This is a genomic window from Symplocastrum torsivum (assembly GCF_059505465.1).
The window spans coordinates 16,186-36,647 of record NZ_JCACKQ010000066.1; the positions used below are offsets into that span (position 1 = coordinate 16,186).

Below are 20,462 nucleotides of genomic sequence, written 5' to 3' on the forward strand. Positions count from 1 at the left end.
ACATGCAGCCTGAACCGAAAGCTAACGTCCTTTTAGTCGATGACCATCCAGAAAATTTGTTAGCGCTGGAGGCGATACTTGGCAAACTTGGTCAGAATCTGATTAAGGCTCACTCTGGTCAAGAAGCCCTGAGATGCCTTCTCAATCAGGATTTTGCGGTCATTTTGCTAGATGTCCAGATGCCAGGGATGGATGGATTTGAGACAGCCACTTTAATCCGAAACCGAGCGCGATCGCAACATACACCGATCATTTTCCTAACTGCCTTCAGCACCAGCGACTCGCTGATGTTCAAAGGGTATTCTCTTGGCGCAGTAGACTACCTGTTCAAACCCGTTGAACCGGAAATCTTGTCCTCGAAGGTTGCAGTATTTGTTGACTTATTCCAGAAGACAGCAGAGGTAAAACGACAAGCGGCACAACTAGCCGCGATGAATGCCGAACTTAGGGAGAGTGAGGAGCGGTTTCGCTCATTAAGTGCTTGCTCACCTGTGGGTATTTTCCTCACCGATGTTACAGGTCGCTACACCTACACGAACCCACGCTGCCAAACGATTTGTGGCTTCTCGCTTGCGGAAAGTTTGGGAGACGGTTGGTTACAATTTGTGCATCCTGACGACCGTGAGCAAGTAGTAGCCGATTGGTCGGCATGGACACTGGCGAAGGATGAATATTCCAGTGAGTTTCGCTTCCAAACCCCTGAAGGAATTGTTCGCCAAGTTCATGTCCGCGCCTCAGCAATGCTATCAGCACAAGGCGAACTGCTTGGTCATGTCGGTACGGTAGAAGACATTACCGATCGTAAACTTGCCGAGGAAGCCCGCGCTGAGTTCATCCGGGAACAGGCCGCACGACAGCAGGCGGAGGCAGCCAACCGGATGAAGGATGAGTTCCTCGCTACACTCTCCCACGAACTCCGTACCCCCCTCAACTCAATTCTCGGTTGGGCTGGACTACTGCGTACCCGCTCATTTGAGCCAGCAACCATCGCTCGTGCCTTGGAGACGATTGAGCGCAATGCGAAATTGCAATCACAACTCATTGAGGATATTCTCGATGTCTCGCGCATCATTCGCGGTAAGCTGGTTCTCAATCTCCACTTGATTAATCTTTTCCCTGTAGTTGAGGCAGCTGTTGATTCTGTGCGTCCCTTAGTGGAGGCAAAATCGATTCAAGTAGAAACGGTCTTTGACACCTCCACCGATTCAGTTTCAGATGGAAGTGTTAATGGCGATGGATTCTCTCCCAATTCGGGCGGCAAGGAAAGCTTAATGATTAAGGGGGATTCAACTCGCTTGCAGCAAGTTGTCTGGAATCTTCTGTCCAATGCTATTAAGTTCACATCCGAAGGCGGAAAAGTGGAAGTTCGTGTTCAGCGTACTGACTCCCATGCTCAAATTCAGGTGATTGACACAGGTATTGGGATTAGCAAAGACTTTCTTCCCTTTGTTTTTGATCGCTTCCGCCAGGAAGACAGTACAACGACACGAGCCTATGGTGGCTTAGGGTTGGGCTTAGCAATTGTACGGCATTTAGTAGAACTACATGGCGGCACGGTTCGAGCAGACAGTGAGGGTGAGGGACAGGGAGCAACTTTTACTGTAGAGTTGCAGCTCCAAGATAGTCCCCAGCCAGAACCAAGTCGTCTGGAAAAACTGAGATTGCAACGAGAAAGTCGTCACTCCGCAGTTAGTGCAGCCGCTAAAGCAGCAGGACTTCTCTGTGGCCTGCAGATCTTGATTGTGGATGATGAGCCGGATGTACGTGAGCTTCTCACTACTGTGATTGAGGAATCGGGAGCAGAAGCGATCGCAGCCACATCCGTAACAGAGGCACTCAACGTTCTTAAAACTTCACAACCGGATGTTTTAGTGAGCGATATTGGGATGCCTGGTGAGGACGGTTATAGCCTGATTCGCCAAGTCAGAGAGCTTGAGGAAAATAGAGGCGAAATGCTTCCTGCTGTTGCCTTGACTGCCTATGTTCGAGAGGAGGATTCTAAACAAGCGATCGCGTCTGGTTTCCAAATGTATCTCACTAAGCCTGTTGACACCGCTCAGTTAGTCATCGCCGTCGCTAACCTTGCTGGACGAGCTGTAGATGAAGGCGTTCACCACTAGAGCGCAGTTCACAGCACATTGATGTCGGTGCTGATGTCCATTAGCTTACATCTTAATAATTGCTGTTTTGTCAAGAAAAGTGAGATGCGTTTACCCTGATGTCAAAGTTACCCACCGGAATCAGGGAAGCCTGACGCCCAGTATCCACAGAATAGTTCAGGCAAATGCTGAGATAACGTTGTGGTTTGTAAGACAAGCGTTCTGCCCACTCGATCGCTACAATCCCTAACTCAAACTCTACACCCTCCCAGTAGCTTTCCAGGTTCAACGCTGTGACTTCTTCGGGTTCCAAGCGATACAAATCTAAGTGGTAGAGCGGCAAACGCCCCTCCAGATACTCGTTAATTAAGGTGAAGGTAGGGCTAACAATTGAATCTGTGATGCCTAGCCCTTCACCAATACCTTGAACCAGAGTAGTTTTACCAGCACCTAGGTCTCCTTCCAGCAAAATCACACTTCCTGCCGGGAGAGATTGTCCTAAACTTAGCCCAAGCGATCGCGTTGCCTCAGCATTTGCAAGAAAAATTGTAGCCATTTGCTATTGAATTATGCCTAATCTGAAAATAGGTGTTAGGTGTTAGGGGTTAGGTTGTAGGTGGTAGGGGTTAGGGATTTTCATCGCAATGTTAGTGAGCGATAGCTCATGGTGTCTAACAACCAACAACTAACTAAACATGAGCACGACTGTACCACCGTAGCAACACTCGTGCTAGCCGTTCAGGATTATGGCGCACGAAATTGGTATGTACATCCTCATCCATTACATTTGAGAGAACAATCCGACGACCTAAGTTAGCGATCTCTTCTCGATCCAGAAATACAGGATGTGAATTGACTTGAGCATAGTTAATCAAAGACTGAGCCGAAGGGACTTTCCGATGCACCAAGACAGCGTTAAATAGGTTTTTACCACAAGCTTCGTCAATTGCTCTAATGTGGTCTGAGACGGTATAGCCCTGCGTTTCACCGGGCTGGGTCATGATATTACAAACATAAATGCGAGGAATCGAGCGAGACGCGATCGCGTCAGCAATTTCTGGCACCAAGAGATTAGGAATAATGCTGGTGTAGAGACTACCGGGACCGATGATAATGTAATCGGCTTCCTTAATTGCCTTGAGAGCGGCAGGTAAAGCGGGGGGATTGGCAGGAATACAACCAATGTTGGTGATTTTACCATTAGCCTCTGTAATATTTGATTCCCCTTCGATCCGACGTCCATCGGCTAATTCTGCCCAGAGGCGAACATCACTCAGCGTTGCGGGTAACACTCGTCCCCGCACCGCTAATACTTGAGAACTAGCTGCGATCGCTCGTTCTAAGTCTCCGGTAATGTCGCTCATTGCTGTCAGGAACAAATTACCAAAACTATGACCGACCAAACCGTTACCTGTCTTAAAGCGGTATTGAAATAGTTCCGTCAATAGCTTTTCTTGGTCTGCCAACGCTGCCAAGCAGTTGCGAATATCTCCCGGCGGTAGCACCCCAAACTCTTGCCGTAGCCGCCCACTTGAACCTCCATCATCTGCCACAGTGACAATAGCCGTAATATTAGCACTGTAGACCTTCAGCCCTCTGAGGAGGGTAGAAAGACCCGTACCGCCGCCAACCACAACAATTTTGGGTCCCCGATGCAGTCGGCGATGCGCCATCAGCACATCCACCAGTTCTTGATCTTTCCCAGGCTTTAATACCTCGGTAATCGAGCCAACTGTCCGGGTTTGCCCCCAGAAAATCAAGACCAAACCACAGGTAATCGCAATTGGGCCTGATACATAATTGGGGATAATCGTTGCGATTGTCTCCAAGAGTCGCGCCGTGAAATCAATTAAGTAAAAAATCGGGGTCAGCTTTACCCATATTGCTAACCCCAGACTTGTCAGTAGGACACCACTCGCACTTAAAAGCAACCAACGTTTTACAAATAATCCAGGCGCTAACCACTTGAACCAGCGATTAAATCGCCGGGGTGTCCGACCTCTGGATTCGTGTTGCAGGGTGCGTAAGGCTTGTTTGAAGAGACTGATTGAGGACATTACTGATACAAGTCGGGGGAATACTAAGACTGGATAGACTTTAACCAAGTGCGGTCGAATCACTCAAGTAGGTGAATCGATTTAACAGGTCTTGTCGTATGAAGTTGCCATTTTAGTTATTAAGCGTGAATGAGTGCCCACCAGGATACATTTAGAAAATTGCACTAATGTGTGATCAATACAACATCTAGTAGAAGAACCATTATGATGAAAAGTTTGCGATCGCAAGGCGGGACGTTCCCTTCGCCCTTTGCCAGAATTTAGGGTAATACACTGGACAGACGTTTCCCGCAACGAGGCAGATGGAACAACGAATTTTGGGACTCGACCCAGGACTAGCCATTTTGGGGTTCGGGGCGATTCTCTGCCAAAAGGCAGAAAAAAACCGTGAGCGGGACTTGAAAGGAGCCTATGCAGGTGTCAGTACAGACACTCAAGCAAACCCACAGGTAGATCTAGTGAGGTTACTAGATTTTGGGGTGATTCAGACCCCGGCGCGGACTGAGATAGGCTCGCGACTCTGTACGATTTATGACGACTTGCACACCCTGATGGAACAGTGGCAACCTGATCTCGTAGCAATTGAGAAACTTTTTTTCTATCGGATGAGTAGCACGATTACGGTAGCTCAGGCAAGGGGTGTCTTGATGTTAGTGTTGGCACAGCATAAAGTCCCCATGGTGGAGTATACACCAGCTCAAATTAAGCAGGCATTAACGGGCTATGGCAATGCTGACAAGTATGAGGTGCAGCAGGCAGTAGCACAGGAGTTGAATTTGGAGAGCATCCCTAAACCCGATGATGCGGCAGATGCTTTGGCAGTTGCTTTGACTGCCTGGTTTCATCAGTCCTAAGGTTGCTCCACATTCCAGTTGCACTCCATATAGCAGTCGAAGTATAGATTAGGACATCAACGGAGGCTATGACCCTTAGCAAGAGATATTTGGCTGAAAGCTGAGTGCTGAGTGCTGCTTGCTATAACTAAACGATTTGAAGTGCGATCGCTTGTCCAACGCCTTATGTGCTGTTGTTACAGAAACACATTTGCTCAGTCTGCGTCAAAACTATTATTGAGTCATCCCACTTAAGTTTGACGACTTATACCTTTTTAGAGCGAGGAGTTTCGATTGCCAAACCCAACCTCTAATAGGGTTTCAGAATTTCAACTGTTCTATGTCTAAAACAAAAGCGTCTTGCATTTGAGTGTTATGAAACCTGAGCGTTTGTTATTGTGTGTGGCTTCCCTTTGTTTACTCAATACTCCTGTTTGGGGTAGTGTTCCTGTCTCTACTGTTCTTGCCCAAGCGCCGGGTGAAGAACAAACTAGCATTGATGTCTATCGCTTTGCTAGCCCTGCAGTAGTCACGATTAGCACGGGTAGAGGTTCCGGTTCTGGCAGCATTGTTAGCCCAGAGGGACTAATTTTGACCAACGAACACGTTATTCGGAGCGCTAGAGGGGGTCTAGTCAGTGTGAGTACGACGGCAGGTAAGCGCTACACCGGGCGCGTGATAGCGATTGACCGCCGTAATGACTTAGCGCTATTACGACTGGATACGACTGACCGTTTCCCGACAGTGCGGCTGTCTAGTTCAGAAGGCATTCAAGTCGGAGCAAGAGTGTTTGCTATTGGTAGTCCCTTTGGGCTGTCAGGAACGTTAACCACTGGCATCTTGAGCCGGATTGCTCCCGATGGCGATTTGCAAACGGATGCAGCGCTGAATCCAGGAAATTCCGGAGGTCCGTTGCTCAATTCGCGGGGTGAACTTATCGGTGTAAACAAAGCTATTCTTAGCCCAAACGGGGGAGGCAATACAGGAATTGGCTTCGCAACCAGTGCTGTAATCGCTAGGGATTTTATTGAGCAAAACCGCAACAACAGCAATCCGACTAGCAGTAACGTGGCTTCCTCTCCTTCAACTCCTCGCTTTGGCATCACTGTCGATGCAGGGACACTGCTCGTTTTGGGAGTACAGCCTGGTTCCTTGGCAGCTACTATCGGACTGAGGCGTGGAGATCAACTCATCGCCATTAATGGTCGTCGTCTTCGGGGCATTCAAGATTTGCAAGCTTTTTTGGAGAGGCAGCCAGCTTCGGCTGTGCTTACAGTGGCACGAAATCGTCGGTTAGCAGATGTACGGGTGAATTTTTAGGTTGGTTGTTGGTTGTTAGTTGGAGTGTCTAATCTAAAGTTCAATTTGTTGCCAGTTTATTCGAGGGGGTTGTCGGAGTGCTGACTCGCTTGTAGTGCGGTGAGTGCTTTGAGCTGTTTATCTAAACCTTGTAACATTTGGTTAAGAGCTGGTAGGGTTTCTATGGTTGTGGGATGGCGAGAAGAGCGATCGCGAATTTCATTTAACTTTCGTTGTAACTGTTGAGCTAGTTTCAAAGCGTCCTGACTTAGCTTTTCCAATTGTTGGCGTTGATAGAATTTCAAAGCAACTCCTCGCAATACCTGAAGCGTTGCTTCTTCTCCGTGGGTACCTGGCATCACCCGCAAACGCAGTAATAGAGATTCTTCCTGGTAGCGTCGCTCAACCTCGACCTGCTTGGGTTGGATGACGGGAAGTAGGGGTAATTGTACGACGCGCTTGAGTTCGATAATTACACCCTGAAACACGGGTAAGGTTAGTCTCTCAATCACAGACTGCAATACACCATCTTGACTCCACAGAATGCGACCTTGATCAGCTTGCCGCTCGAAATACAACCGACCAATGCCACCTAGCAAGACTCGACCTAACAACTCTTGTAAGAGGTGTTGAGGCGCTAATGTCGCGATAAATTCTATCGGCTGAGATAGATACCGCGCTTGCACTTCCAGGATTGGCACAGCCTCAACTGGGGGTAAAGCGACAGGGGCTGGTATCATCGCTGTGGAAGGGGCTGCTTCTTCACTCCTTTCGGTTGGCAGATTTGAGGGTATGGGACTTGGTACTCGCGATCGCTGAGCTGATACTGTAGGGGATAGTCCAGACGATCTCGTTGGTGCTGGTGACAAGTCCGTAGATTCACTCTCAGGTTCTAGAGCATCATCTAAAATCAGTGTCGGTTGCTCAGATCGGGGAACTTTATGTTTCTTCTGAGGTGCTTGCGTTTTGGGCGATGGGGAGGTGTGGGAATGATTCAGGTACGCGGAAAGCATTACCTGATGAACGCTAGCTGTAATCTGTTCTGTCTTAAGTGAGCAGTTTAGGTAAGCCAGGATGTGACGGACATAATCTAGCGCTGAAGAGTCTTGAGGTACTACCATACCCAGCTTTAGATGTTTTCCTTCCAAAGCGAGGGGTAAAAACTGATAGTACAAGCAAGCTTCAAAAGGCAGAATGCTGTCAATCAGCCGAAACATATGCTCGGTCTCTACCTCAGAGAAATTTTTTATCGGAGATGGAGAAGAGGTTGACTGTGTATGAGGTTCGGACGGGTCTGGGTGGCTTGGTAAGGACACCATAAAAGTTTCTCCAACCTGAGTGGCGACTGGTCGAGATGCCCCAGGAACGCAGTTTCAAAAGAATTTTAAGTTAGGGGTTGGCGAGTATTACTCGCTGAGCCACCCTACTTAGATTTTGAGCGAGGGTTATGTAATAAATTTCAGTTGAAGTACTACCTCAACCTTACAATTTTGCCTGGGTTTAGGAAGCACTTCTTAGCGCTTGAGCCGCCAAATAAAGCTTACTCCATTCACCCACGACCTGGTTAATTTTCAAGTTTAAGTCCTTGGCGATCGCGTCTACAGTTTTCCCTGATTTCAATTTATCAATTAACTGCTGCTGCTCAGGTGTCAGAGTTTCCCAATATTCTTGCCACTGCACAGGTGTTAGCCCCAAGCTATGCTCCCGCAAGGAGGTTTCTAGCCAGCTTGCGACTAATTCCGGCTTCGCTTTGATAGAAAATACCCGAATCGCATGGTAGCTGATTTTTTCCCGCAGTCGGTAAACCTGCTTGACAGGCATATTTAAGGCACTTGCGATCGCTTCTTGAGACTGTCCTTGAAGGTAGAGCCGGAGCCATTGCGCGGCTACAGGGCCTAGGTTTTCCGTTTCCCGCAAGTAATCCTCAAATTCTTGACGGACAGACAGCCGCAGTGTCTGTTGTTCCTCAAAAGCTTGGGTATCTTGATAGTCGGCTGTTGCTTGGCTATCCAATAAACTCACAGGTGAATCGGTATCATCGAGGGTCATTTCCTCTGAAACCAGCCGTACCATGTCCCCCTCTGGCACATGGGTCATCCCACCACGCTGAGAGCGACGCAAAAAGTTAACAAAACGATACACTAGTAGAGGCTGGTTACGGATTGGGCGTAGACAATATTCTTCAACCGTAGTCAGTAATAAAGCGTCACGGAGGCGGGTATCGTCAGTACACTGAGCAATCCAAGCAATTTGCTTTTGAATGTAGCGATCGCTATTCAACAACTCTTGAATGACTTCTTGTAAAACATCCGCAACGGCTCGTTGGCGATCGCGGCTAAGCGAAACCCAGGTGCGGATTTTATTCCGAAGGGTTACTAATCCGCCTAACCGATTGGTTAAATTACGATAAGCCCGAACGGGTTCCACCCCAAGGTAGCGTTGCCGCAAAATTCGATAGCGATAGTCCATCGCTTGCTTGGCGATCGCTAACTGGTTCGGTAGTAACGTCTCAAAGCGCTCTACATTGTCTCCAAGTAACCAGCGAACAATACTTTGGCTAGTAACTGAGCCTAAAGTTGGGTAGTCACTTGCTAGGCGATCTCGCCAATCTTGCTCCAGTTCGTCCGCCAATGTCATGAGATTGCTCTCCTCGAACCCCTGTTTTAAAGTTTGCATGACAACCCTCTCTTGCTACACTTATTGTGTTTTTTGCGGCTGCTCTCCATTGGAACATATCTACCTTTAGATAGAAGTGATCACACCCCGTTACCCCTGCTTTGAGCATCACACTGGCACTTTGACGCAGAACATACCCTGGTACTGTTGAGATCGCTTATCTTAGGTGTTCTAGATCACTACCCTAGGAAGATTGATTCACCCTCTCTAAGTGTTACGTTTCCTAAATTAGGAAATGGTCTACTACATAGCTCTCACTAACGCTGATGAAAATTATGCAACCTGAGCAAATTGAGACGCATTTGCAGCGGTTAAAGGAAGAGCAACAGCTAATTCTGAACCATGTGGACAACGCGATCGCCCTTTTTAATCCATCGCACCATCTGGTTTTGTTTAATCAGAAACTCGCGCAAATTTGGGGACTATCAGCAGACTGGTTGGTTCAACAGCCTCATTTTCACGAAGTATGCGCTCAGGTTGTTGCCTATGGCTACTGGACACCCGTTCAATGTAGACATATGCAAGCCATAATACCACCAACCGACAGCCAAAACATTTCTTTCTCACTAGAACAACCCAATGGCATCTATCTTGAGGTAGATGCTACCGTGATATCCGATGGTGGATACCTATTAAGCTTTCGTGACGTAACGGCTAAAGAGCAAGCCCTGCGGGAAGCAACGCTCATGGAGACTACTTTAAACGCCGAAATTAAGCGTCTAAGTTTTTTACAAGGTCTTACAGAACGGCTACAACCGGCTAGTGAGTTGCTAGAAATTGGGCAATTTGCTCTGTCTTACTTAGTTGAGACAATGGGAGCGGCATTCGGGGATGTGAAGGTGATTCAAGGTGAAGGGAAAGATGCCCAGGCGGGAATTCTCACCAATGAAATCTCCTGTGAGTTCATTGCCACCTATGGCACCGTCGCTGTGGGAGAGATGGAATCCCTGCTAAAGCGAGGGATACCCTACGGTGAAGGGCTGCTCTGGCAGGTTGTGGAAACTGGCGAACCTCTATTCATCGAGGATTACAAAAATCACCCTCAAGCCGTTCCTGCTTTCCGCCATCCAGGTATTGGTCAACTAGGGATTTTTCCGATTCCTAGCGCCACTGGCAAAATTATCGGTGTCTTGACTTTAGAATCCCGCGACGGACAGAAGCTTCAGGACGCTCCCCAACAAGATATGCTACTTGCAGCTTGCCGTACCTTAGGTGTTGCTATAGAACGTGCCCAGGCTCAAGAACACCTCCAGCGTGTGAATGAAGAGTTAGAGCGAGTCTCTCAGCTTAAGTCAGAATTTCTTGCCTCCATGTCCCACGAACTGCGAACCCCCCTCAACAGCATTTTGGGATTTTCAGATTTGTTGCAGCGTGGCAGAGGTGGTACCCTAAGCGATCGCCAGCTTACTCACGTCCAAGTGATTGAAAAAAGTGGTCGGCACTTACTGCAACTGATTAACGATATTCTTGATTTGTCGAGGATTGAAGCCGGGAAAGCTGACCTTAATCTTGCTCCCGTCTCCATTCAGAAGCTATGTACCCACTGCCTAAGAATGATTCAGCCTCGTGCTGAGAAAAAACAACTGGCGCTATCACTAGAACTCGACTTCCGTCTACATCAGGCAGTTCTGGATGAGCGTCGTGTCAGCCAAATTGTGATTAACCTCTTAGCGAATGCAGTCAAATTCACTCCAGAGGGAGGCACCGTAAAGTTGAGTGGGCGCCTTGCTTATGGAACTGATCTAGAACAGGAATTATTCCGACCCGATCGCAGCCCTGTTAAGGCAAGTGCGCCTTATTTGTGCCTGGAAGTCAAAGACAGTGGAATCGGCATTCCTGAAGACAAGCTGCATCTACTGTTCCACCCGTTTCAACAGGTAGACTCTTCTTTGACACGGCGACATGAAGGAACAGGCTTAGGGTTAGCGCTAACGAAGCGACTCGCAGAACTTCATGGTGGTACGGTTTCTGTAGAATCGCAAGAAAACTGCGGTAGTACATTCCGTGTCTGGCTCCCCCTAAAGGAAAGGCACTCTAATTTAGCATCTAAGAGACGGGTGAGTGATTCTCAACAGCCTGATTCTTCTGTCCTCAACCAGGAACTAGCACTGAGTCATGCAAAACGAATTTTGGTAGTGGAAGACCAGTTCCTCGACCAAGCCTTGATTTCTGAGGTGTTGGAACTCGAAGGGTATGCCGTTGAGGTCATTTACGATGGTCAGATGATGCTGGACAAACTGCACTCGCTGGTAACTCCTGAGACCTTACCGCACCTGGTTTTGATGGATATCCACCTCTCCAAGGTTGATGGATTTGAGCTGATTCGTCAACTAAAAGCCCATCCCCTTTGGCAGAGTGTACCTGTTATTGCAGTTACGGGAATGGCAGATGATTGCGATCGCTCTCTTGCCACGGGTGCTGATAACTACTTAAGCAAGCCTTTAAATGTGGAAACAGTCATTACCACTGTTCGCTCTTTTGTTGAGACTCAAGAGGAACCTAGGGATTCTTCTCCCTGACATTGAAAGTCCATCTTCCCTCAGTGTGAATCACGAGTAACCAAAGGAGAGAAGATCAAAGTCTCTTTAAGCTAAAGAGATATACCAGTTGAGTGATTACCATCACTAGATAGGTGTGTTTTAATGTGTAAAGAAATGTTTAATTGTCTCATCTCATAACCAATAGACTACTTGCACTTTTTCTTCCTCACTGTCGTTAATAGAATCTACGAGAGTAAGGCAACGACGATTCAGGGGTATCTAGGCGAATTGTGTATTTTTAGTTACTTGCGTTTGAGGTGGAGTTACACAAACCACCAACGTGAAAGGCGCTCCTTATCTACCAAGCAAAGTGGTTTTGCGCTGAGCGTACCACTCTGTAGTTATAGATTTTTGTCAGGTTTATGCCAAACCCTACGCCGCGTATACTGCTAGTCGATGACGACCCTACTAATTTATTCCTTCTAGAAGAGTTATTACTTTGTGAAGGTTATGTCCCTGTGTTAGCAGAATCAGGAACAGAAGCGCTAGAAATTGCGGCCCAATCAAAGCCTGACTTGATTTTATTGGATGTCATGATGCCAAAAATGGACGGTTTTGAGGTTTGCCGTCGCTTACGGGAAGATGAGCGGTTAAACACTATACCCGTAGTGTTTCTCACCGCTTTGGATGATGACCACTCCCGCTTGCGAGGGCTGGAGATGATGGGAGATGATTACCTCACCAAACCAATTAATAGCCAGCTACTTTTAACAAAAATTGCTAGCATCTTGCGCTTAAATAAGATGCGATCGCAACAAGTCCAGTCTGAGATTAGCCAACAAGTAAAAGAACAATCCCGAAAACAAATCGCAGCGGCTTGGGAGGTTAATGACTACATCTCAGAAAAGTTTCGGCTGTTTGTACCGGAGCAGTATCTTAACCGAATTGCTCCTAAAGGTGTTGAATCAATTCAATTAGGAAATGCCAGGGAAGAAGAACTGACTGTCTTGTTCTGTGATATCCGAGGCTTTACTACAATTGCAGAATCCCAGACAGCCATGCAAACCTTTGAATGGCTCAATGCATTCTTTACCCAGATGAGTCAGGCTATTACTGCTCATCATGGCTTTGTTGATAAATTCCTGGGAGACGCGATTTTTGCGGTTTTTGACCGTGTTGAAAGCCACGCCGAAGACGGGTTAAATGCTGCTGTCACAATGTTACAGAACCTCAGTGAGTTTAATCGCGATCGCAAAAAGTTCAATCTGGAACAGCCGATTAAGGTTGGTATTGGCATTCACACCGGAATTGGCTTAATCGGTACGGTTGGCTCTGATAATCGTATGGATTCTACAGTAATAGGCGATGTCGTAAACACAGCAGCGCGATTAGAAGAATTAACGAAGCTTTACGATTGCCCCATCCTTGCTAGTGGGATGACACTTGCCCATGTTAGAGCGAATTTAAAAAAAGCAAGCCTCGACGCTCAAAGTAATAGCGAAATTACTCCTAACCCTTCACTTTCCTATTACAGCCGTTGGGTTGATTGTGTAACGCCTCGTGGCAAGCAGCAAGTTCTTAACCTTTATGAAATTTTGGGGACATCAAGTCAGATATTGGATAAGACAAAACTGCAATCGCAATCAGCCTATGATTCAGGGATTGAGGCATTGCACCAGAAAGATTATGCTAGTGCTAGTGAATATTTCCAGCAGATAATCGAACAAAATCCTACCGATGCGATCGCTAAGCTTTACATGGAACGTTGTCAAGCACGGTTGGGATTAACACCCCAATAGACAAAGGCACCTTGGGATGGTTTTATTGCAGGCTAAGTGTAATTATTAATTGCCGTTCTACTTCGTTAATTTTCTAAATTATCAAGATATACTTTATTTCATCTATCTAAAGTCCCGCTTTTTCTTGTATAAATCTCTAACTCCTGAGAGATGTAATTTATTCCATTAGTTTCTCATAGTAATAGTAGAAGAGTACACGTTGATTTGTTTGCAGGAGTTTCAAATGAGCGTAGAAGACCGGGCAGAGGCAATTGCCAAGAATATTGAAGGCAAAATTCAAGAGGTGGCTAGTGAAATTACGGGTGACCCAAAAGATAAAGTAGAAGGGCAAGCCAAACAAGACGAAGCAGCAGCAATTCACGCAAGAGAAGATATCAAAGACAAAGCAAAGGAAATAATTGATAAAGCTTAGGAGTTGTAGCAAGCTTACTATCACTCGGTATCTTCGTTTTTCCTGATTCCTTGAACTAAAGTTCCTGACGTATGTAAAAAAAACCAGCAGACAAATCATCTGCTGGTTTTTTATATGTATTTTCATCCAGCCTTCAGCTTATTCGTCACCCCTTCAGCTAAAAAGGTCTAAAAAGTAGAGTCTGAGGGGGCTTGCTTTGCCACTTTCACACTTGAACGATTTGGGATAGAAAATGTCACTGTCTAACCAATTGGGCGTTAGCTCTCTTTGCTCGTTGGATAGGGTTCATCCACTTTTCTAAGAGACTAAAGACTTGTGAGGAGAGGATAGTCAACACTAAGTAAGAGAGGGCAACACCTGCATAAATTTCAAAAGGACGGTAGTTGTTTGCCACAATCAATTGAGCACGGCGAAACAATTCTTCAAAGCCAATAACAGCAACTAAGCTGGTGTCTTTGAGCAACGAGATAAATTCGTTGCCCAAGGGGGGCAGCATCCGCCGCAAGGCTTGGGGAAAAATTACATACCGCATGGTTTGTACTGAACCCAAACCTAGCGACTGAGCCGCTTCTGATTGCCCTAACTCAATCGACTGGATACCCGCTCGAACCGTCTCGGCAATATAGGCAGCACTGTTAATACTAAGGGCAAGTACACCCGCTGTTAGAGGATTTAATCTCAAGGGAATGCCAAATCCTCGCAATAAGGGGGGTAACCCAAAGTAAATCATGAAAATCTGCACCAGCATTGGTGTTCCCCGGAAAAAGTCTATATACGCCCTAGTAATCCAGCGTAAAGGTGCAGAAGGGGAAAGACGAGCAATACCAATCAGGGAACCTCCAATCATACCCAGAATACCCGACATTACAGTCAGTTGTAGGGTAACTACAGCGCCCAAGAGCAGTGTAGGCATGGCTTGGAAGATAATGTTAAGGGATTCAAGCACGACTTAGTTAAGGGTGATGAGTTGGGGATTCGGGATTCGGAAGTTTACACAGTTCTACTATTTCACCGTATTGCTGAAGAAAGATTGTTGGGGAGGGGAAAAGGAACGTTGCTGGCAGATGTTCAGCAACGTTTTAGAAATTGGTATTGCTACTTCCTATCTTGTAGTCCCTCCCAAAGCAATAAGTTGTGTTTGACGATGCCTACCAGCTTTGGTATTAGATCGGTGCAGTTTCTGGAAGTTTAGGAGGTTCTTCGTCAAACCACTTCTTGTAGATTTGAGCGTAGGTTCCATCTTTAATAATGGTGTCTAAACCTCTATTGATAGACTCCAGGTTTTCTGAACCTTTAGGGGTGGGAATGCCATAGTATTCTGCGGTGAGCTGTTCTCCAACGAGTTTTAGACCTTTGAGGCTACCCGTTTTGAACGCATACAAGGTAACAGCCTTATCATTAATTGCGGCATCTGCATTACCATTAACTACTTCTTGAAGAACAAGATCTGGGCTATCAAATGTGCTGATTTTGGCTCCAGAAACTTTTTTGGCTTCATCAGCACTAGTTGTACCAATTTGTACAGCAATTTTTTTATTTTTGAGGCTGTCTAAATCAGTGATATCAGTGTTTTTTTCTGGAACTGCGATCGCAAGTCCGGCTTTAAAGTAAGGTTTTGAGAAGTCGATGACTTTTGCTCGCTCAGGGGTGATAGTCACTCCAGCCATAGCCGTATCAACAGAACCTGCCTGTAAAGCTCCAATCATGCCATCAAACCGCATACTCTCAAGGTCTACTTGGAAACCTTCCGCCTTACCAATGCTGTTAATGATGTCAATGTCAAATCCTTGAATCTGCCCATCAGGCCCTTGAAATTCAAAGGGTGCAAAAGTTGGATCAGTTGCTACTTTGAGAGTTTTACCTGCGGCAGCCGGATTTGAACCTGCACCTGAAGGGCTACTGCCAGCATCCGTAGAATTAGGAGCAGTGTTGTTACAGGCAATAACTAGCATCAAACAGCCTAGGGCAAGGGCGAACTGACGCCACCAACGGATACCTGTAAATCTAATCATCGTTCCTCATTTCCTCTTATCATCCTACCTAGAGAAACTGCCTCATAAAGCGAATAAACCTTTAGTAGAAGTTTATTAATAGCTGTAGAGACAAAGCTTTGGTTCTTTGAGTTTATGTTACCTTACAGCTTTTCAGTAGGAAGGCTTGTGCCTTTGGAGGAGTGTTTGCCAGAAGGCTCATCCTATTGAGACTGTAAGCAAATCGCTCAATAGCTAGTTTGAGCTTTGACTGACTCAAGTGAATGTGATAACTGCTACAATTTACGGCAAGAATGGTGAGATAGTCTCTTATAGCAAGTCGAGCTAAGCCCGCATTTAGGACTGGATATGGAGGATTCTACTCCGGCGATCGCATTTGAACAGATTGAAAAAAGCTTTGGCTCTCTAAAGGTACTGCAAGGCATCAGTGGCTCGATTAACCGGGGAGAAGTTGTCGCAGTAATCGGTTCTTCTGGCTGTGGCAAGAGTACACTCCTACGCTGCTTCAATCGTTTAGAGACAATTAACGGCGGGCGTTTAGTTGTCAATGGGATAGATCTATCGTCTCCCAAACTCAGCCAGAAGCACTTGCGGAGACTCCGGACACAGGTAGGGATGGTTTTTCAGCAGTTCAACCTGTTTCCCCATCTAAGTGTGCTGGAAAACTTGATGTTAGCCCCGCGTCAGGTACTTGGACAGTCTCGTGCTGAGAGTGAGAAGCAAGCTCAATTTTATTTGGAGAAGGTAGGTTTGCCGGAAAAGGCGATCGCTTATCCAGAACAACTATCGGGTGGACAGAAGCAACGGGTAGCGATTGCCCGGAGTTTGTGTATGAACCCTCAAATCATGTTATTTGATGAACCAACGAGTGCCCTCGATCCAGAACTCGTGGGGGAAGTCCTACTAGTAATGCAGCAACTGGCAGAAGAAGGGATGACGATGGTAGTCGTCACTCACGAGATGCAGTTTGCCCGTGAAGTAGCGAATCGGGTGCTGTTCTTAAACAAGGGTCAGGTAGAAGAAGAAGGCAAAGCCCAACAAGTGCTGAATGATCCTAAAAGCGATCGCCTACGCGCTTTCTTGAGTCGCATGAGCTTTGTGAGCCAATGAAGCGAAAGTAGCGCCTATAATCTTTTCGCAATTTATAGGGTGCGGCAAAGCTACAATCGCTTCCAATATATTTTTCTCTCAGGGCAATAAATTCGTCGTCAAGCTAATAGATAACATCAAGTCTTAAAGTCTGATTTACGGTATTCTGCCAGATGAGAACTGAAAACCCTTTCTGAGAGAAAAGCACTCAACCTTTGCCTGATCTTTCATGTTATAAGAGAGTTTCTTCTTCATCCTGAAACAAAAGTATACACTTAGAGGTAAGAGACTAGAGAGGCATCACAGATTATGACCTCAATGACGCAGGCAAGGAAGGCAGGACAAATGAAACGAATAACTAGCTATCAAGCCTTATGGAGACCACAAGACAATCGAGGGCACTTTTGGTTTACCTATTTTGATGGTGAAAAAGCACGCACAATTGATCTAGATGCAGAGAGCTTCCGGACAATGCTGAAAGTCCTTGACACAGATAAGCCAATTTTTGGCGACCATACAACCTCAGCTATTGCCGTTCATTCGCAGCCGAATGAGATTAAGGTAGGTGCATGGGCATAAGGGAAGAAATGACTTTCAACTTCTAACTTTTGGACAGACAGCAATCTCTAAGAAGCTTCTTAAGGAGAGTAAGTATCTCAAGCTTTCTTAAGAGAAATTGGCTAAAGCCTTGTCCGTTGGTGTTGCACAGTTCTAGAATGCTCCAAATAGGGGGTACAAGGATTGACTCACTAGTTCATTACTAGGGACGTGCAACACCTTGCCAATAAACTTCTTACTCGCCGGGGTGCTTGCTTCCTCTCGAATCTATTAACTTTCGACCAGAGAAAAAACTTTGCAATTTCAGTGTTTCTATTGGGTGAGTTGTTTCGGGTCTAATGCTGATGTATGACTCCTATTCGTCGCCTACATCTTGTTGTACTTATCTAAATTCCGCAAGAAATCAAAGTAACAGTTTTAAGTCTTCAATGCTGCTGAATACTGGATTGCCTAGGGTTTTTGTAAATCAACGCTAGCAAATTTACAAGTGACACAGGAGTCTGATTGCGATCGCCCTAAGTTGAAGGCTAACAACGAGATATTACAATCTTTGCAAACTCTTTAATCTTCTTGGTAGAAACTATACAAAAGTATACAATTGGAAAGAAGAGACTAGAGGAGCGGACAAAAGGAAAAGTCTATAGAGATGGAAATGAAACGAATTGCAAGCTATCAGGCATTATGGAGACCTCAGGACAACAAAGGTCACTTTTGGTTTACCTATTTTGATGGAGAGAGAGAACGCACAATTGATTTAGATGCCGAAAGTTTCCGGATTGTCTTAGAAATTCTTGACACAGATAAGCCCATTTTCGGAGACCATACGACCGCTGCTGTCGCTGTTCACTCGGAACCCACAGAAGTGAAGGTAGGCGCTTGGGCATAAACAGACAATGAATTTACCCACATCAAGGCTTGCCATAAGTCAAACCCTTGATGCAGATTCACCCTTATCTTAGGAAAGACGCATCTCTCCTAGTAAAAACTAGTGTGGTAGATACACCCTTGCAGAAACTAGAGGCAGGAGGTAGACAAAACTATTGACACTTTGACGCTAAGTCCACTACAAGTTGATGAATTTCTCTTGTAGCAAACTTACTACTAGTAATACTGACGTATAACTTGTATTACATATATGTATCTTATTTCAATCAGGTGAAACCGACAACCTAACTTAACCAGACTTCATTAAGTCTTCAAAATCCTGATTAAACCCTGTCTTTTGCATTCATCAGGATGTGAAAGTGAAACAAAGCAGTACTTGACTTTGCTCTGAAGTTCAGCTTGATTCAATCTAAGGTAGTTGCAGTATTGTGCGTATTATACATCCACTCTTCATGCTGATACTTACCCGTATTACACATAGTAACTATGCCACCCAACTCTCCCGTGCCAGAGTCACTGAAGACTAAGGATATAACAGCATTGCCTTCTCTGTTTTATACCTGGCAGGATTATCGCTGTGGTTACGAATTGCTTACCTCAGGGGATTCGACGACTGACAAAGGCGTTCCTCTAGTATTACTGCATCCAATCGGGGTAGGATTATCTCGGAACTTTTGGCAGCGCTTCTGTCAAGAGTGGTGTCAATCGGGTTACGACAATCCGGTTTACAACCCAGATTTGCTTGGATGTGGTGAGAGTGATATGCCACGCATTGCTTATACGCCTGCCGATTGGGCTAAACAGTTGCAATACTTTTTGCAGACAGTCGTCAAAAAGCCTGTAGTTGTGCTGGCACAGGGTGCGGAGGTTGTTGTGGCGCTTGCTCTCGTACAACAACAAACTGAGCCAAATTATATTAAAGGTTTAGTACTGGCTGGTCCACCTGCTTGGGCAGTGATGACCGAAGAGAGTCCAAGTTGGCAACAAAGAGTCACGTGGAATGTATTAGACTCTCCTGTGGGCAATGCGTTCTACCGTTATGCTCGTCGCCGTCAATTTTTGCGATCATTTTCAGAGCGTCAACTATTTGCTGACCGCTCAGATGTTGATGTTCAATGGTTGGATACTCTCTTAGCTGGTGCGGCTAATCCCGCGAGTCATTATGCAGTTTTTTCCTTTCTCGCTGGATTCTGGCGACAGAACTATGAAAAAGCGATCGCATCGATTTCTCAACCGACTTTAGTTGTAGTAGGAGAGGAAGCAACCAGCATCAGCCGTAGTGGTCAAGCGGAGACACCAGAGCAACGATTGGCACAGTACCTCAAGCATCTGCCCCAAGGTCAGGGTTGTCAAATTCCTGGTCGTAATGTTTTGCCGTATGAGTCAACCACTGAATTTGTGTCTGTCGTTGCTGAGTTTGTGAAGCAGTTCAAGTGCTAATTCACAAGGGCAACAGAACTCACTAAATAATGATAGTTGAATCTGTAGTACATTTCGGAGTACAAACTATGTCTGAACAGTTCTCGACTGAAATAAGCGATCGCATTTGTAAGCACATGAACGAAGACCATGCCGCTGCTATCGCCCTCTATGCCCAAACCTTTGGCAATTCTCCCGATACAGAAGCCGCACAAATGCTCTCCATTGATGCCCTTGGCATGAACCTGATGACGCAAGTCAAGGGAGAGTCGGTGCCTCTACGCATTGAATTTGATCATGCTCTCCAAGATTCTGAAGATGCTCATCACACGCTGATTGCAATGGTTAAACAAGCGAGAACCCTTACAAAATAGGTTACTTGCGCCATTGCAGAATTATTCTCTTCAGAAATCTTTAACAAATTCTTATCAGAATTATACTGATGCCTCCCTTTACTCGTAGAATCTTGAATCTAGAGAAAGCGTGTAATAAAGTGAGGCTCTGGCTGCATCAATGAACAAAATCGCTAACAACAACAAAACCACTGAAAAGACTCTGCCCTTTGCAGGACTGCTGTTTTTGATGCTTGTATTTGGCGGAGGGATTCGTCAAGTCGGTTACGCTTTCGACAACGCTGTAGCCAAGGAGACTTCACACACAGCACAGGAAAAGCCACATCAGGATTCCCATCAAAACGCGGACTCCCCAAACCAAGACACGCTCTATTACTCCCCTTTCTAGAGACTCTAATGAGTAACCTCGTTTTTTGTCTACTACTGCTGCAACCAACAACCAACAACTAGACATACCCTAGTAGTCCACCACAGAAATTTTGACAGGTAAATACCTGCCTGAGAAACTGGTG

18 protein-coding genes are annotated in these 20,462 nt (G+C 46.0%); 12 read left to right on the forward strand and 6 right to left on the reverse strand.

The genetic code is table 11. The features are described from left to right. Positions 1-2: 2 nt before the first annotated feature. On the forward strand, positions 3-2,120 hold the full coding sequence (locus AC5JL3_RS19995; RefSeq protein WP_496076140.1) for a hybrid sensor histidine kinase/response regulator: 2,118 nt from the start codon (positions 3-5) through the stop codon (positions 2,118-2,120). 70 nt (positions 2,121-2,190) lie between these two features. Here the strand turns inward: AC5JL3_RS19995 and tsaE are convergent, their stop codons facing one another. Further along, positions 2,191-2,655, reverse strand: coding sequence for a tRNA (adenosine(37)-N6)-threonylcarbamoyltransferase complex ATPase subunit type 1 TsaE (gene tsaE / locus AC5JL3_RS20000; RefSeq protein WP_496076141.1), 465 nt, complete (start codon positions 2,653-2,655; stop codon positions 2,191-2,193). Between the two features lie 133 nt (positions 2,656-2,788). Continuing rightward, positions 2,789-4,156: a gluconeogenesis factor YvcK family protein gene (locus tag AC5JL3_RS20005; protein WP_496076142.1), complete on the reverse strand. Its 1,368-nt coding sequence runs from the start codon at positions 4,154-4,156 to the stop codon at positions 2,789-2,791. A gap of 302 nt (positions 4,157-4,458) precedes the next feature. On the opposite strand from AC5JL3_RS20005, the gene ruvC reads away from it, so the two are divergent. Both ruvC and AC5JL3_RS20015 read left to right on the forward strand, forming a co-directional pair. Next, a complete protein-coding gene (gene ruvC, locus AC5JL3_RS20010; protein ID WP_496076143.1) occupies positions 4,459-5,010 on the forward strand; it encodes a crossover junction endodeoxyribonuclease RuvC in 552 nt (183 codons plus the stop codon). Positions 5,011-5,364: 354 nt separating this feature from the next. Beyond that, positions 5,365-6,309 (forward strand): S1C family serine protease, encoded by a 945-nt coding sequence (locus AC5JL3_RS20015; protein WP_496076144.1) that lies wholly within the window; start codon positions 5,365-5,367, stop codon positions 6,307-6,309. A gap of 56 nt (positions 6,310-6,365) precedes the next feature. On the opposite strand, the gene AC5JL3_RS20020 is transcribed toward AC5JL3_RS20015, so the two are convergent. Both AC5JL3_RS20020 and AC5JL3_RS20025 read right to left on the reverse strand, forming a co-directional pair. Further along, positions 6,366-7,607 carry an ATPase, T2SS/T4P/T4SS family gene (locus tag AC5JL3_RS20020; protein WP_496076145.1) on the reverse strand — a complete coding sequence of 414 codons (1,242 nt, stop codon included), beginning with the start codon at positions 7,605-7,607 and terminating at the stop codon, positions 6,366-6,368. A gap of 181 nt (positions 7,608-7,788) precedes the next feature. Next, a complete protein-coding gene (locus tag AC5JL3_RS20025; protein ID WP_496076146.1) occupies positions 7,789-8,964 on the reverse strand; it encodes a HetZ-related protein 2 in 1,176 nt (391 codons plus the stop codon). Between the two features lie 275 nt (positions 8,965-9,239). Between AC5JL3_RS20025 and AC5JL3_RS20030 the strand changes: the two genes are divergently transcribed. The 3 genes from AC5JL3_RS20030 to AC5JL3_RS20040 all read left to right on the forward strand — a co-directional run bounded on the left by AC5JL3_RS20030 (position 9,240) and on the right by AC5JL3_RS20040 (position 13,655). After that, positions 9,240-11,483 carry a hybrid sensor histidine kinase/response regulator gene (locus tag AC5JL3_RS20030; RefSeq protein ID WP_496076154.1) on the forward strand — a complete coding sequence of 748 codons (2,244 nt, stop codon included), beginning with the start codon at positions 9,240-9,242 and terminating at the stop codon, positions 11,481-11,483. A 383-nt stretch (positions 11,484-11,866) separates the two neighbouring features. Then, the gene (locus AC5JL3_RS20035) at positions 11,867-13,243 is read left to right on the forward strand and encodes a response regulator (protein ID WP_496076147.1); all 1,377 of its coding nucleotides are present in this window, start codon (positions 11,867-11,869) and stop codon (positions 13,241-13,243) included. Between the two features lie 223 nt (positions 13,244-13,466). Continuing rightward, positions 13,467-13,655 (forward strand): CsbD family protein, encoded by a 189-nt coding sequence (locus AC5JL3_RS20040; RefSeq protein WP_192219884.1) that lies wholly within the window; start codon positions 13,467-13,469, stop codon positions 13,653-13,655. Positions 13,656-13,890: 235 nt separating this feature from the next. On the opposite strand, the gene AC5JL3_RS20045 is transcribed toward AC5JL3_RS20040, so the two are convergent. After that, the gene (locus tag AC5JL3_RS20045; RefSeq protein WP_496076148.1) at positions 13,891-14,601 is read right to left on the reverse strand and encodes an amino acid ABC transporter permease; all 711 of its coding nucleotides are present in this window, start codon (positions 14,599-14,601) and stop codon (positions 13,891-13,893) included. A gap of 217 nt (positions 14,602-14,818) precedes the next feature. Next, positions 14,819-15,667, reverse strand: a complete 849-nt coding sequence (locus tag AC5JL3_RS20050; protein ID WP_496076149.1) for a basic amino acid ABC transporter substrate-binding protein — start codon at positions 15,665-15,667, stop codon at positions 14,819-14,821. Between the two features lie 327 nt (positions 15,668-15,994). On the opposite strand from AC5JL3_RS20050, the gene AC5JL3_RS20055 reads away from it, so the two are divergent. The 6 genes from AC5JL3_RS20055 (at position 15,995) to AC5JL3_RS20080 (ending at position 20,338) form a co-directional block, all read left to right on the forward strand. Continuing rightward, entirely contained in the window at positions 15,995-16,756 is a 762-nt protein-coding gene (locus AC5JL3_RS20055) for an amino acid ABC transporter ATP-binding protein (RefSeq protein WP_496076150.1), read from the forward strand. Positions 16,757-17,080: 324 nt separating this feature from the next. Next, a complete protein-coding gene (locus AC5JL3_RS20060; protein ID WP_192219882.1) occupies positions 17,081-17,314 on the forward strand; it encodes a hypothetical protein in 234 nt (77 codons plus the stop codon). Positions 17,315-17,945: 631 nt separating this feature from the next. Further along, entirely contained in the window at positions 17,946-18,179 is a 234-nt protein-coding gene (locus AC5JL3_RS20065; protein WP_242058572.1) for a hypothetical protein, read from the forward strand. Between the two features lie 485 nt (positions 18,180-18,664). After that, positions 18,665-19,618, forward strand: a complete 954-nt coding sequence (locus tag AC5JL3_RS20070; protein ID WP_496076151.1) for an alpha/beta fold hydrolase — start codon at positions 18,665-18,667, stop codon at positions 19,616-19,618. 68 nt (positions 19,619-19,686) lie between these two features. Then, positions 19,687-19,971 (forward strand): DUF2470 domain-containing protein, encoded by a 285-nt coding sequence (locus AC5JL3_RS20075; protein ID WP_496076152.1) that lies wholly within the window; start codon positions 19,687-19,689, stop codon positions 19,969-19,971. Between the two features lie 139 nt (positions 19,972-20,110). Beyond that, positions 20,111-20,338 carry a hypothetical protein gene (locus AC5JL3_RS20080; RefSeq protein ID WP_496076153.1) on the forward strand — a complete coding sequence of 76 codons (228 nt, stop codon included), beginning with the start codon at positions 20,111-20,113 and terminating at the stop codon, positions 20,336-20,338. Positions 20,339-20,462 lie beyond the last annotated feature (124 nt).